General features: G+C 66.5%; 12 protein-coding genes. 8 read left to right on the top strand and 4 right to left on the bottom strand.

What is annotated here, in order from left to right:
* Nucleotides 1–239: 239 nt before the first annotated feature.
* From E3T61_RS17970 to E3T61_RS17955, 4 genes are read left to right on the top strand one after another with little or no spacing between them, the layout of a single operon-like run.
* The gene (locus E3T61_RS17970; protein ID WP_134642226.1) at nt 240–1,556 is read left to right on the top strand and encodes an ABC transporter substrate-binding protein; all 1,317 of its coding nucleotides are present in this window, start codon (nt 240–242) and stop codon (nt 1,554–1,556) included.
* A 1-nt stretch (nt 1,557) separates the two neighbouring features.
* Complete coding sequence (locus E3T61_RS17965) at nt 1,558–2,511, top strand: carbohydrate ABC transporter permease (RefSeq protein WP_420898499.1); 954 nt, start codon at nt 1,558–1,560, stop codon at nt 2,509–2,511.
* Between the two features lie 9 nt (nt 2,512–2,520).
* A complete protein-coding gene (locus E3T61_RS17960; RefSeq protein ID WP_134642224.1) occupies nt 2,521–3,375 on the top strand; it encodes a carbohydrate ABC transporter permease in 855 nt (284 codons plus the stop codon).
* A 17-nt stretch (nt 3,376–3,392) separates the two neighbouring features.
* Nucleotides 3,393–4,379: a glycoside hydrolase family 43 protein gene (locus E3T61_RS17955; RefSeq protein ID WP_241992662.1), complete on the top strand. Its 987-nt coding sequence runs from the start codon at nt 3,393–3,395 to the stop codon at nt 4,377–4,379.
* Nucleotides 4,380–4,460: 81 nt separating this feature from the next.
* Here E3T61_RS17955 and E3T61_RS17950 read toward each other — a convergent pair whose 3' ends face one another.
* Together E3T61_RS17950 and E3T61_RS17945 are read right to left on the bottom strand one after the other, a co-directional pair.
* The gene (locus tag E3T61_RS17950) at nt 4,461–5,132 is read right to left on the bottom strand and encodes an ABC transporter ATP-binding protein (RefSeq protein ID WP_134642223.1); all 672 of its coding nucleotides are present in this window, start codon (nt 5,130–5,132) and stop codon (nt 4,461–4,463) included.
* A gap of 36 nt (nt 5,133–5,168) precedes the next feature.
* Nucleotides 5,169–6,650 carry an ABC transporter permease gene (locus tag E3T61_RS17945; protein ID WP_134642222.1) on the bottom strand — a complete coding sequence of 494 codons (1,482 nt, stop codon included), beginning with the start codon at nt 6,648–6,650 and terminating at the stop codon, nt 5,169–5,171.
* 182 nt (nt 6,651–6,832) lie between these two features.
* Between E3T61_RS17945 and E3T61_RS17940 the strand changes: the two genes are divergently transcribed.
* Both E3T61_RS17940 and E3T61_RS17935 read left to right on the top strand, forming a co-directional pair.
* Complete coding sequence (locus tag E3T61_RS17940; protein WP_130177232.1) at nt 6,833–7,579, top strand: response regulator transcription factor; 747 nt, start codon at nt 6,833–6,835, stop codon at nt 7,577–7,579.
* A complete protein-coding gene (locus E3T61_RS17935; protein WP_134642221.1) occupies nt 7,579–9,099 on the top strand; it encodes a sensor histidine kinase in 1,521 nt (506 codons plus the stop codon). The genes E3T61_RS17940 and E3T61_RS17935 overlap by 1 nt, the downstream gene beginning before the upstream one ends.
* Before the next feature lie 30 nt (nt 9,100–9,129).
* On the opposite strand, the gene E3T61_RS17930 is transcribed toward E3T61_RS17935, so the two are convergent.
* Nucleotides 9,130–9,639 (bottom strand): MarR family winged helix-turn-helix transcriptional regulator, encoded by a 510-nt coding sequence (locus E3T61_RS17930; protein ID WP_166793300.1) that lies wholly within the window; start codon nt 9,637–9,639, stop codon nt 9,130–9,132.
* A 10-nt stretch (nt 9,640–9,649) separates the two neighbouring features.
* Nucleotides 9,650–11,431 (bottom strand): MDR family MFS transporter, encoded by a 1,782-nt coding sequence (locus E3T61_RS17925; RefSeq protein WP_134642219.1) that lies wholly within the window; start codon nt 11,429–11,431, stop codon nt 9,650–9,652.
* Nucleotides 11,432–11,747: 316 nt separating this feature from the next.
* Between E3T61_RS17925 and rplJ the strand changes: the two genes are divergently transcribed.
* A complete protein-coding gene (rplJ, locus tag E3T61_RS17920) occupies nt 11,748–12,263 on the top strand; it encodes a 50S ribosomal protein L10 (protein WP_130177228.1) in 516 nt (171 codons plus the stop codon).
* Nucleotides 12,264–12,315: 52 nt separating this feature from the next.
* Complete coding sequence (rplL, locus tag E3T61_RS17915) at nt 12,316–12,699, top strand: 50S ribosomal protein L7/L12 (RefSeq protein WP_066592329.1); 384 nt, start codon at nt 12,316–12,318, stop codon at nt 12,697–12,699.
* Nucleotides 12,700–12,709: the final 10 nt, after the last annotated feature.

Genomic DNA, 12,709 nt, shown 5'->3' with positions numbered 1-12,709 from the left:
TGCTGCTCCTTGAGTCGGCGCTTCGGGGGCCCGTGCGGGTTCCATTCATGACTCTAGCCGTCGTGCCGGTGTAGCTCGTGAAACAAATGACGCTTGACGGATCACTTTCTAGCGCTGTAAATTTGTCCCCGTCGCATCATCGGGTTTCAGACGCCGGTCCGGAACGCACGCATCCCCGGTCCGTTGGCTGATGTGACTCATACTTCGCCGTGTCGGGCGACTACTCAAAGGAGAGCACCATGAAGGAAGGATTCGCGCGTCGCGCAATCGCCGTGACCTTAGCGGTCGGAATGGGAGTGGCCCTCGCCGGCTGCGGCAGCGGAGGTGCGAGTTCCAGTGGCGGCGTCGTCTCCGGAGCCGACTACACCGGCCCGGAGGTGACGATCAGCTTCTGGAACGGCTGGACCGGCGGCGCGGCTCCGGTCCTTGTCCCCAAACTCGTCGAGAAGTTCAACTCCGAGCACCCGAACATCGTGGTCAAGAACGTTCCCATGGAATGGGGCGACATCTCCAAGAAGATGCCGTTGGCCGTCAAGGCAGGCAAGGGCCCCGACGTCGCCGTGGCCCACGGTGACGACGTCGCCACCTACGCGGCACAGGGCCTGCTGTTGGAAGCCGACACCATCATCGATGACCTCGGATACACGGCAGACGACTTCCCCGAGGGCCTCATGGACGCCGGCGCGTACTCCGGCAGCCAGTACGGGATCCCGTGGAGCGTGACGCCTCTCGGTCTCTACGTCAACAACGACGTCCTCAAATCCGCCGGCATCGACCCCGCCGTCGTGCCCACCGACAAGGACGGCTACATGGCCGCGTTGGAGGCCCTCAAGGCTGCCGGCATCCAGGGTGAGTGGGTCGACGGCTACGTCTTCACCGGCACCTTCGAATTCCAGTCCCTGCTCTGGCAGTTCGGTGGTGACCTGTACAACGACGATGTGACCAAGGCGACCTTCAACTCCGAAGCCGGCGTTCAGGCGCTGACGCACATGACCGACCTGGTCGACCAGGGCTACAGCCCGGCGAACGTGGCGCAGGACGGCAACATCAAGGGGCTGCTCTCGGGTCAGACCGCCTACAACTGGAACGGTGTCTGGCAGACCACCAATGAGGCGTTCGACGCCCTCGACTGGACCGCCGCGGCGGTGCCCCAGATCGGGACCGAGAAGGCCGTCTGGTCGAGCTCGACGCACTGGATGTTCATGAACAACAAGGGCCAGGACGCGAACAAGACCTCTGCCGCGGCCACCTTCGTCAAGTGGATGAACGAGAACTCGGCCGGCTGGGCCGAGACCGGCGAGTTGCCTGCGGCCAACGACGTGCGTAATGATCCGGCTCTGATCGAGGCGCACCCCAACCTGAAGACGTTCATCGATGAGCTGCCGTACGCGCACTACGAGACCAGCGCACCGGGCATCACAGCCGCGAACGCTCTCATCACCACCGCGCTCAACGAGGCCCTGACGGGTAAGAAGTCAGCCCAAGACGCCCTCGACGACGCGGCCAAGCAGGCCGACGCCATCCTGAAGCAGAACGAGGCGAAGTACGGTGACTAGCCTGGCACCCCTGTCCGCCACCACTGTGGTGCCCGAACCCTCGGCCACCCGGCGCGAACGCGTCGGGCGGCCGGCGGCCCGCAAGCGGACCGTCACGGCCTATGCCTTCCTGGCTCCGTTCCTGATCCTCTTCGCCACCTTCGTGGTCTGGCCCGCGGTCTTCGGTATCTGGATCAGCGTCACAGACTGGAGCCCGTACAAGACCGAACAGACCTTCATCGGACTCCAGAACTACATCGACCTGATCACGCCGGGGTCGGTCTTCTTCAGCGATTTCTGGCAGAGCCTGGGTGCCACCGGCATCTTCACCGTGGCGAGCGTCCCCTTCCTTCTGGTCATACCGCTCGGCGTCGCGCTGCTGCTGAACCAGAAAATCGCCGGCGGAACCGTGTTCAGGGCGATCTTCTTCGCCCCGTTCGTCTTGGGCGCCGCGGTGATCGGGGTGATCTGGAAGTACATGCTCGACACGCAGTCGGGCATGATCAATCACCTCCTGGGTCTGGTGGGTCTGCCGACCGACATCCCGTGGACAGTGGATGTGCCATGGGCCTGGGTGTCGCTGGTGGGGGTGACCGTGTGGTGGACCCTCGGGTTCAACGCGGTCATCCTGCTCGCCGGGCTCAAAGGCATCAACACCGACCTCTACGAGGCGGCAGCCCTCGATGGTGCCGGAACGATCCGCAAGTTCTGGAACGTCACCCTGCCGGGCCTGCGCCCGGTGATGCTCTTCGTCAGCACCACAACCATCCTCGCCTCGGCGAACATGTTCGGCCAGTCCTACCTGCTCACCAAAGGCGGGCCGGCCAACCAGACGCGCACGGCGATCATGTACATCTCGGACCAGGGCCTGTCGCAGGACAACATGGCAGCGGCTGCGGCGATGAGCTACGTGCTCTTCGCCTTCCTGGCGATCATCAGCGTGATCAACTTCCGCCTCCAGCGGGACAAACTCTAAGGATCATCGATGACTACTCTCACTGTGCGGCGGGTGTCGGGCCCCGCCCGCCTCCGCCGTGGTGCCCTGTATGCCGTGCTGATCATCATCGCCCTGACGATCATCCTTCCCCTCATCTGGATCGTGATCACCTCGTTCAAGACAGACTCCGACGTGATCTCCAACCCCTATTCGATCCTGCCCAACCCGTTCTCCGCCGACGCGTACCGCACCCTGGCCAGTGGGCAGCAGCCGATCTTCCGATGGCTGGCCAACAGTTTCGTCGCGGCCACGTTCCAGACAGTCATCGTGCTGGTGACGGCCTCGATGGGTGCCTACGCGCTGGCCCGGCTCGACTTCGCGGGAAAGAAGTTCATCTTCGGGCTGATCATCGGCACCCTCCTGGTGCCGCCCGTGATCTTCCTCATCCCCAACTACCTGATCGTGCAGAATCTCGGTTGGCTGGACACCCTGTGGGCGGTATCGGTTCCCGGGGCTGCGGGCGCATTCGGGATCTTCTTCCTGCGTCAGTTCTTCGTCGGGCTTCCCACCGAGATCGAGGAAGCCGCCCGAATCGACGGCGCCGGGGATATCAGGATCTTCCTCCAAATCCTGCTGCCGCTGGCCAAACCGGCGCTGTCGACCCTGGCCATCCTGACCTTCCTCGGCAACTGGAACGATTTCCTCTGGCCCATCTACGTTCTGCTCAGCCCGGAGAACCTCACTCTGCAGCCCGGCCTGTCCCAGCTTCAGGGCGCTTATTCCACCCATTTCAGCATCGTCATGGCCGGGGCGGTCCTCGCGTCGGTGCCGGTGCTGATCCTGTTCTCCCTGGTCCAGAAGCAAATCGTGGAGAGCGTGGCCAGTTCGGGCGTGAAAGGGTGATCGCGCCGGGCGGCGTCGTGTCTGTGCTCCTGGCCGGGGTGCTGGCCCTGGGCGTGAGCGGATGCGCGGCCACAACACCGGGCGCCGCGCCGGGCGCCGCGCTGGATGTCTCACCGGCACCATTCGCGATCGATCAGGACTTCGCCGATCCTGACGTGCTTCTTGTGGACGACACCTACTACGCATACGCGACCAATTCGCTGGTCGCGAATGTGCAATACGCCACCTCGAGCGACCTCGACTCGTGGGAGGTGGCGGACACCGACGTCTTCCCGGAGCTGCCCGAGTGGGCGGACACGCGCAAGACTTGGGCGCCGGATGTGAGCGACCGGGGCGATGGGACGTTTCTGCTGTACTTCACCGCCGCAGACAAGGCCTCCGGCAAGCAGTGCATCGGTGTCGCCACGGCTCCGGCGGCTACGGGTCCGTTCGTCGGTGACCCGTCGCCGTTGATCTGTCCGATCGACCAGGGCGGCGCCATCGACGCGAGCAGCTTCGTCGACCTCGACGGCAGCCGGTGGGTGCTGTGGAAGAACGACGGAAACTGCTGCGCCCTCGACACCTGGCTGCAGATCACTCCGCTCAGCGCTGACGGCCTCACCGTTACCGGGGACACGACGAAGCTGATCAAGCAGACCCAGGGCTGGGAGGGCGACGTGGTGGAGGCGCCGGTGCTGGTGCGCGGGCCCGACGATCGCTACGTTCTCTTCTACTCAGCAAACAGTTACGCGGATGAGAGTTACGCCATGGGCTTCGCCACGGCCTCGACGATCGTGGGTCCGTACGTGAGCGACCCCCGACCGCTTCTGAGCACCGACAGTACGAACGAGCGTTACCTCGGTCCCGGGGGCCAAGACCTGGTCTTCGCACCGGGCGCCGGCGGGGCCGGGACGCCGAGCCGGATCGTTCTGCACTCCTGGGACCCCGCCTATGTCTATCGCGGGCTGAGTGTGCTCGACCTGGACTGGATCGACGGCCGACCGTCTGTGCGTCTCCCCGGGTGACGAAAGTGGCCGGTGGACTCCCTCGTCGGGACTCCGCCGGCCATCTCTCGTCTGGACCGGTCGATGACCGGTTCGGCGCGGTTAGCTGATCTCCTTGACCACGCCCTGCTTGATCAGGAGACGGCGCTGGGCACGCTTGGCCACGGCACTGTCGTGGGTGACCACGATCAAGGTCAGGCCGCGGTCCCGCCAGAGCCCCTCGAGCAGGTCCATGATCTCGTCGCGGGTCTGCTCGTCCAGGTTGCCGGTCGGTTCGTCGGCCAGGAGCACGGCCGGCTCCTTGACCAGCGCGCGGGCTATCGCCACGCGCTGCTGCTGGCCGCCGGAGAGCTCGGCCGGCAGGTGGCTGCCGCGTTCGCCGAGCCCGACGGACTCAAGCGCCGCCGCGGCCCTGGCGGTGCGTTCGGCCGAGGGAACCCCCAACGGCGCGAGCGCGGTCTCCACGTTCTCCTGAGCGGTGAGGGTGGGGATCAGGTTGAAGCCCTGGAACACGAAGCCGATCTCGCGCGCGCGGATCTCACCCAACGGCCCCTGGCCGAGCTTGGACAGATCAGATGTACCTAGCTGCACAGTGCCGTCGGTGGGCCTGTCGAGGGCGCCGAGCATCTGCAGCAGCGTGGACTTGCCGCCGCCCGTCGGTCCCTGGATGGCGACCATCTGGCCATCCGGAATGGATAGGGTGACCTTGTTCAGGGCCGTGACCGAGTGCTTGCCCTGGTCGTATTTCTTGGTGACATCGGTCAGTTCATACATGGGAGCTCACTTCTGGGATGAATTCGACGGAGGGGATCACGCGATGCTGCGCAGCGCTTCTGAGGGGCTCAGGCGCGAGGCACGCCAGCCGCCGATGGCACCGGCGAGCAGACCGCCGAGCACGGAGAGACCGACGGCGATGAGGATGACCGACAGGGTCACCGGCACCTGCAGCACGATGTCGGAGGTGGCGGCTTCCACCGCAGCCTGACCGAATCCGCCGCCTCCGCCGGGCATGCCCATGGGGCCTGCAGTGTCGGTGGTGGCCGCGCCCGCGGTGAGGGTGGGTGCGACGAGGTTGATCACCAGGATGCCGGCCAGGCCGACCGCGATGCCGACGACCCCGCCGATCAGGCCCTGTACGAGGGATTCGCCCGCCACCTGGCGCACGATCCGGCCGTTCGACCAGCCGATCGCCTTGAGGGTGCCGAATTCACGGGTGCGCCGGGTGACACCGGAGATCGTGAACAGGATGGCGATCAGGAACGCCGCGGCCAGCACGATGAGCGACAGCCAGAGACCGAGGTTCTTCACCAGGTCGGAGGCGCTGGACAGCGACCCGGACACACTTGACGCGAGGTCGGACTGGGTCTGCACCGTCGCATCCGGCAGGGCGGTTTCGACATCGGCCTGGATCTGCTCGATGTCGGTGGACGAGGTCGCCTGCACGTAGATGTCGGTGACCTGGTCGGTCAGGCCGGAGAGGGACTGGGCCACGTCGAGCGGGATGTAGACGTTGGACGCGGTGGCGGCATCCGCCGAGGAGGCCGTGACCAGGCCGACGACGGTGAAGTCGGTGCCCGCGATGGCAACGGTGTCGCCCACGACGAGCTCGGCGGTGGTGGCGTAGCTGGCGTCGAGAACCGCGACGTTGCTGCCGGCGTCGCTGCTCTCCAGGCTGCGACCGTCGGTCAGGCTCACGGTGGAGAGCGGTCCGACGGCTTCGTCGGCCGGGTCGAGGCCCAGCACGCTGAAGGAATCGACGCTGAACGAGCTGCCGCCGGCGCCGTCGGGGCCACCGCTGGGCGGTGTTCCGCCGGCTGCGGCATCGCCACCGGTGGGCATTCCGCCGGTTTCGGAGAAGTCCGGCAGGGCGCCGTCGAACGTGGTGTTGCTCAGCGACAGGGTCGCGGCGGCGGCGGAGACATTGTCGATGCCGCTGACCGTGTCCAGCGCCGTGGCGTCGAAGGCTGTCGTGCCCCGGTCCACGGAGAGCCTGGACTGGCTGACGGTGGTGGTGCCGTCGGTCGTGGCGCCGTCATCCGCGCCGAAGTCGAAGTTCTGCGGGCCGCCGGCACCCGCTTCGCCCTCGGTGGGCGCCGTGGGCGTCTCGCTGACGGTGATGTCGGTGCCGACGCCGTACACCGAGGCCAGCACGGTGGACTGCGCCAGCTGCACCCCGCTCGAGACGGCGTTGACGATAATGACCAGGGCGATGGCGAGGGCCATGCCGATGGCGACGATGGCGGTCTGCTTGCGGCGACCCGCCAACTCTCGTCGCAGATAGGTAACAAACATCGATTCTCCACTCCGGTGGCAGGGAGGTTCCCGCCTTTCGTTTCTGAAGTTAAGGAACCCGGTTATGGCCGCACTATGGCCTGCCTATGAATCTGCCCAGGATGCGACCGGGCAGGATCTTCTCAGGGCGCCCCTGGCCGGCACATAGCCCGTTCATAGAAAAGGCAGGGATACTTCGATTCATGAGCACACGAACCACCGAGCAGCCGGCCCACGGACCCCGCCTTCGCAAGGCCGACGGATCCCCGATCCGGGTCCTCGTCGTCGATGACGAGCCCACCCTGACCGATCTGCTCTCGATGGCCCTCCGTTACGAGGGCTGGGAGGTCCGCACGGCCGGCGAGGGCCGGGCGGCCATCACCCTGGCGCGCGAGTTCCGGCCGGACGCCATCGTGCTCGACATCATGCTGCCCGACATCGATGGCCTGCAGGTGCTCCAGCGGGTTCGGGCGGATGGCTACGAGACGCCGGTGCTCTTCCTCACCGCCAAGGACTCCCTCGACGACCGCATCGCGGGCCTCACCGCCGGCGGTGACGACTACGTCACCAAACCGTTCAGCCTGGAGGAGGTCGTCGCGAGACTGCGCGGACTCATCCGCCGCTCCACCATGGCCGTCTCGGACTCCAACGACCCCCGGATCACCGTGGGCGACCTCACCCTCGACGAGGACAGCTACGAGGTGTTCCGCGCCGGCGAACAGATCGAACTGACCGCCACCGAGTTCGAACTGCTGCGCTTCCTGATGCGCAACCCGCGCAGGGTGCTCAGCAAGGCCCAGATCCTGGACCGGGTCTGGAGCTACGACTTCGGCGGCAAGTCCTCGGTCGTGGAGATCTACATCTCCTACCTGCGCAAGAAGGTGGATGCCGGGCGCGAGCCGATGATCCACACGGTGCGCGGTGCCGGATACATGCTGAAGATCGCCTGATGGTCGGGAGGCCAGCCGCGGTGAACCCCCCGATCATCGCGACCCGCACCGGACGCGCGCCCTGGACGCTTCGCCGCCGCCTGGTCGTGGCGGTGGTGGGGCTGCTCGCCCTGGTGAGCCTGGTCATCGGTGTGGTGAGTGTGGCCATCCTCAGCGCCAGCCTGATGGACGGCCTCGACCAGCAGGTGAAGGGTGCCGCCGAACGTTCGACCGTGTTCTTCGACCGCCGGCCGAGCGGCGATTTCACGCTCCCCGCGGCAACGGCCAACGATGTGCTGAACGGACCCTCCCAACCGCCCGGCACCCTCGCGCTGGTGTATGACGGCAGCACCGTCACGGCTGGGTACACCGACGACACCGGTGCCGTTGTGGCGCTGAGCAGCGAGCAGGTCACCCAGCTCGTCACCGAACTCGACACCGCCGTGCAAAACGGTGGCACCGCCGTGCCGTTCAGCGTGAATCTCGGCGGCGACGTCGGCGAATACCGGGTCCTGGCCGAAACGGCACGCTCCGGCACCCTCTACCTGATCGGCCTGCCCGTCGCCAGCGTCACCGGAACGGCCACCCAGCTCGCCCTGATCATCGCGGTTGTGTCCTTGGTTGGCATTGTGCTGGTGGCCTTCCTCGCCACCGCCATCGTGCGCCTGGCCCTGCGGCCGCTGCAGCGGGTCACCGCTACCGCCACCCGGGTCTCCGAGCTGCCGCTTGACCGCGGCGAAGTGCTGCTGGTCGACCGCGTTCCGGCGGCGGACACCGACCCCCGCACCGAGGTCGGCCGGGTGGGCTCAGCGCTCAACCGCATGCTCGACCACGTCGACGTCGCCCTGGAGACCCGGCAGGCCAGCGAGAACAAGGTGCGCCAGTTCGTGGCGGATGCCAGCCATGAGTTGCGCACCCCGCTCGCGTCGATCCGCGGCTACTCCGAGCTCACCCGCCGAAGCGGCCAGGAACTGCCGCCAGATGCCATCCATGCCCTGGGTCGCATCGAGTCGGAGTCTGTGCGGATGACCGGCCTCGTCGAGGACCTGCTGCTACTAGCCAGACTGGACGAGGGCCGGGAACTCGAGCGGGAGCCCGTGGACCTGACCAGGCTGCTCGTCGACGTGGTCAGCGACGCCCATGCGGCCGGCGGTGACCACACCTGGGACCTCGACCTGCCCGAAGAGCCCGTGCTGGCCGCCGGCGACGGCCCGCGGCTGCACCAGGTCTTCGCGAACCTGCTCGCCAACGCGAGGGTGCACACCGACCCCGGCACCCGGGTGGACGTGGCGTTGGGCGTCGAGGGGGAGCACGCCGTGGTGACGGTGTCCGACGACGGCCCCGGCATCCCGGAGAACCTGCGGGCGACCCTGTTCGAGAGGTTCGCCCGCGGCGACAGTTCCAGGTTCCGCGGCACAGGGGGCAGCACCGGCCTGGGCCTGGCGATCGTGCAGGCCGTTGTGCTGGCGCACCACGGCGAGGTCACCGTGGACAGCCGGCCGGGGCGCACCAGCTTCAGGGTGGTCCTGCCGCTGGCCTGAGGGGCGCGGCCTGCTGGTCGCCTGCGCGGGTTACGCGGCGCCGTCCGGCGAGTTCAGCCGTTTGAGCATCAGGGCGAAGTTGTGCAGGTCGGCTTCGGGCCAGCCGGCCAGCCGGCCGTGCAGGAGGCTCTTGTCGCCACCGGGCACGGCCGCCATCTTCTCGATCGCCAGCGGGGTTGCCGCGAGGTACTTGGCGCGCCCGTCGGCCGGGTCCGCGGCGAGTTCGAGCAGACCGAGATCCTCGAGCAACCGGGCCTGGCGGCTGATCACGCTGCGGTCCACCTCGAGAGCCTCGGCCACTGCGCTGGCGTGGGTGGGGCCGCAGCGGCGCAGCATTCGCAGGATCTTGAGGCCGAACGGCTGGAGTGCCGGATCGATGCGCAGGGCGGTGTCGCGCATCGCGCCCCGCACATAGGCAGCGAGCTGCATCATCTGCTCCTCGACCTCGGCCAGCGCCTCGGCGCTGTCGGGATCGCTGCCCGAGGGCTGGGCCGGGTCGCCGGGCGCGGCGGCCGGGGGGAGGTCACCGTTCTCGGTCATGACCATCACCCTAGCGACCCGTGCCCGGGTTTCCGGACCGGCCGTCGGCAGCCTGCTGCACGCGGATCGAGCCGGTCGGGTGGGCCAGGCCCACCGGGGTGAGGCCGGCGGTTGCGGCGCCGACTTCGATCAGGATGTCTTCGGCGTCCTCGAGTTCGCGCAGGTCCTCATCCTCGAGGTTCTCGGGGGAGTTCTTCGCGTTCTTCGCCGCCTCGGCCTTGGTCAGGGCGACCGCGGTCTGAGTGCCCAGTGACGCGTTGGGCATCAGCGCCACCATCACCAGGGTGATCACGGCCAGGGGCACACCGAGCAGGAACACCGTGCCGACGCCGGAGCCGTAGGCAGACTCGACGACCACGCGGATGGCGGCCGGCAGGTCGCTGACGTGGGGGATGACGCCCGAGCCCAGGGTCTGCACGGCAACGGCCTGGTCGGCCGGGGCGAGCGTGGTGATGCCGTCCTTGATGTGCTGGGCGACGACGGTGCCGAGGACCGAGCCGAGCACCGAGACGCCCACGGTGCCGCCGAGGCTGCGGAAGAACGTGACGGCGCTGGTGGCCACACCGAGGTTCTTCACCTCGATGGAGTTCTGCACCACCAGGACCAGGTTCTGCATGACCATGCCCAGGCCCGCGCCGAGGACGAACATGAAGATGCCCACCAGGATCAGGTTGGTGTCGTACTGCAGGGTGCCCAGCAGCAGCAGGCCGGCGACAACGAGGACCGAGCCGGAGACCATGATCGACTTCCACTTGCCGGTGCGGCTGATCAGCGTGCCGAACAGGGTGGACGAGATGAGCAGGCCGCCCATCATCGGGATGGTCAGCAGGCCGGACTGGGTGGGTGTGGCGCCGCGGGCCAACTGCATGTACTGGCTGAGGAAGACCGAGGTGCCGAACATGGACACGCCGACCGAGATGCTGGCGACGGTGGCGAGGGTGAAGGTGCGGTTCTTGAACAGGGTGAGCGGGATGATCGGCTCGGCGACCTTGAACTCCACGATCACGGCGGCGATGAGCAGCAGCGCCGCGGCGGCGACCATGATGAACGAGGTGACGGATGCCCACTCGAAGTCGTTGCCGGCCAGGGTGACCCAGATCATCAGCAGCGAGACGCCGCCGGCGATGAGCGCGGCGCCGAGGTAGTCGATCTTCACCACTCGCTTCACCCGTGGTGGCAGGTGCAGGGTGCGCTGCAGCAGCACGATGGCGACGATGGCGATGGGCAGGGCGATGAAGAAGTTCCAGCGCCAGCCGAACGCATCCGTCACGACGCCGCCGAGCAGCGGGCCGCCGACGGTGCCGAGGGCCATGACGCCGCCGAACAGTCCGGCGTAGCGGCCACGGTCACGGGGGCTGATGATGTCGGCCATGATGATCTGGCTGAGCGCAGCGAGGCCGCCGGCGCCGAGGCCCTGCAGCACGCGGAAGCCGATGAGGGTGCCGGTGTCCTGCGAGAAGCCGGCCAGGGCCGAGCCGATCACGAAGGTGGCCAGGGCCAGCTGGATGAGCAGCTTGCGGTTGAACAGGTCGGCGAACTTGCCCCAGATGGGAGTGGACACCGTGGTGGCCAGCAGTGTCGCGGTGATCACCCAGGTGTAGGCGGACTGGTCACCGTGCAGGTCGGAGATGATGATCGGCAGCGAAGTGCTGACCACGGTGCCGGCCAGGATCGAGACGAACATGCCCAGCAGTAGGCCGGACAGTGCCTCGAGCACCTGGCGCTTGGACATGGAACCGTCGGCCGAGATGGCCCGGTTCGGGGTGGTGGTGGTGCGGGAACGGCGTGACATGAATCTCCAGCTGAATAATTGACAGATGTCAACTATAAATAGATAGTGGACTTCTGTCAACTACTTTTACAGATTCGGGTGTCTGATGCTCGATTTGCGCTCCGCCGGGGGAGTCCCGTAGGGTGGGGAACAGCCAAAGACCGCCGGTTGTCGCTGCCCAGAAATGGAAAAGCGATCGAAGGTTCATTCACGTGAACGGCCCGCGCAGGTGTTCGAAGTTAGCCAGTCCAACTGGCCTCAGCTCCGGCGCTTGCGCTGGGGCTTTTTTCATGTCTGCGCCCCGGGCTACCGGCACATGAATATTTAGAGGAGCGCCATGGCGAACAAGGAAGCAACGGTCGCCGAGCTGCAGGAGAAATTCCAGAGCTCGACCGCCGTTCTGCTCACCGAGTACCGCGGACTCACTGTTGCGAAGCTCAAGGAGCTGCGCACGTCCATCAGTGAGGACGCCACGTACGCCGTGGTAAAGAACACGCTCACCAAGATCGCGGCCAACAACGCCGGCATCACGTCTTTCGACGAGGAGCTCGTTGGTCCGTCCGCTATCGCTTTCGTACACGGTGACCCTGTCGCCGTCGCGAAGACCCTGCGTGCCTTTACCAAGGCAAACCCTCTCCTGGTTGTCAAGGGTGGTTACTTCGACGGTAACCCCCTGACCGCCGCAGAGGTAGGCAAGCTCGCCGACCTCGAGTCCCGTGAAGTTCTGCTCGGCAAGCTTGCCGGCGCCTTCAAGGCCTCGCTGTTCGGAGCCGCATATCTGTTCAACGCACCGCTGTCGAAGGCTGTTCGCACCATCGACGCGCTGCGTGAAAAGCAGGAGTCCGCGAACTAGGCATCTGCCTGTTCCGCGGTGAGTAACTTTAGAAACTAATAGGAGAAAAATCATGGCAAAGCTTTCCACTGAAGAGCTGCTCGAGCAGTTCAAGGGCCTCACCCTCATCGAGCTCTCCGAGTTCGTCAAGGCATTCGAGGAGACCTTCGAGGTCACCGCCGCTGCCCCCGTCGCCGTCGCCGGAGCCGCTGGCCCCGCCGCCGCTGCCGAAGAGGTCGAAGAGCAGAGCGCGTTCGACGTCATCCTCGACGCCGTTGGCGACAAGAAGATCCAGGTCATCAAGGTTGTGCGCGAGCTCACCAGCCTGGGCCTCGGCGAAGCCAAGGCTGTTGTCGATGGCGCGCCGAAGGCCGTCCTCGAGGGCGTTGCGAAGGAAGCTGCCGAGAAGGCAAAGGCTTCCCTCGAGGCCGCTGGCGCAACCGTCACCCTCAAGTAATCACGCCCCG

The sequence above is a fragment of the Cryobacterium lactosi genome (assembly GCF_004403945.1).
GTDB lineage: Bacteria > Actinomycetota > Actinomycetes > Actinomycetales > Microbacteriaceae > Cryobacterium > Cryobacterium lactosi.
The sequence above is the reverse complement of the archived record's forward strand: the minus strand, read 5'-3'. Positions and strand labels throughout refer to the sequence as shown.

Bases quoted from the DNA above. Each gene is read 5' to 3' on its own strand.
- E3T61_RS17970 (WP_134642226.1), top strand. From the start codon at position 240: ATGAAGGAAGGATTCGCGCGTCGCGCAATCGCCGTGACCTTAGCGGTC.
- E3T61_RS17950 (WP_134642223.1), bottom strand. From the start codon at position 5,132: ATGTATGAACTGACCGATGTCACCAAGAAATACGACCAGGGCAAGCAC.
- rplL (WP_066592329.1), top strand. From the start codon at position 12,316: ATGGCAAAGCTTTCCACTGAAGAGCTGCTCGAGCAGTTCAAGGGCCTC.
- E3T61_RS17940 (WP_130177232.1), top strand. From the start codon at position 6,833: ATGAGCACACGAACCACCGAGCAGCCGGCCCACGGACCCCGCCTTCGC.
- E3T61_RS17925 (WP_134642219.1), bottom strand. From the start codon at position 11,431: ATGTCACGCCGTTCCCGCACCACCACCACCCCGAACCGGGCCATCTCG.
- E3T61_RS17960 (WP_134642224.1), top strand. From the start codon at position 2,521: ATGACTACTCTCACTGTGCGGCGGGTGTCGGGCCCCGCCCGCCTCCGC.
- E3T61_RS17945 (WP_134642222.1), bottom strand. From the start codon at position 6,650: ATGTTTGTTACCTATCTGCGACGAGAGTTGGCGGGTCGCCGCAAGCAG.
- E3T61_RS17935 (WP_134642221.1), top strand. From the start codon at position 7,579: ATGGTCGGGAGGCCAGCCGCGGTGAACCCCCCGATCATCGCGACCCGC.
- rplJ (WP_130177228.1), top strand. From the start codon at position 11,748: ATGGCGAACAAGGAAGCAACGGTCGCCGAGCTGCAGGAGAAATTCCAG.
- E3T61_RS17930 (WP_166793300.1), bottom strand. From the start codon at position 9,639: ATGACCGAGAACGGTGACCTCCCCCCGGCCGCCGCGCCCGGCGACCCG.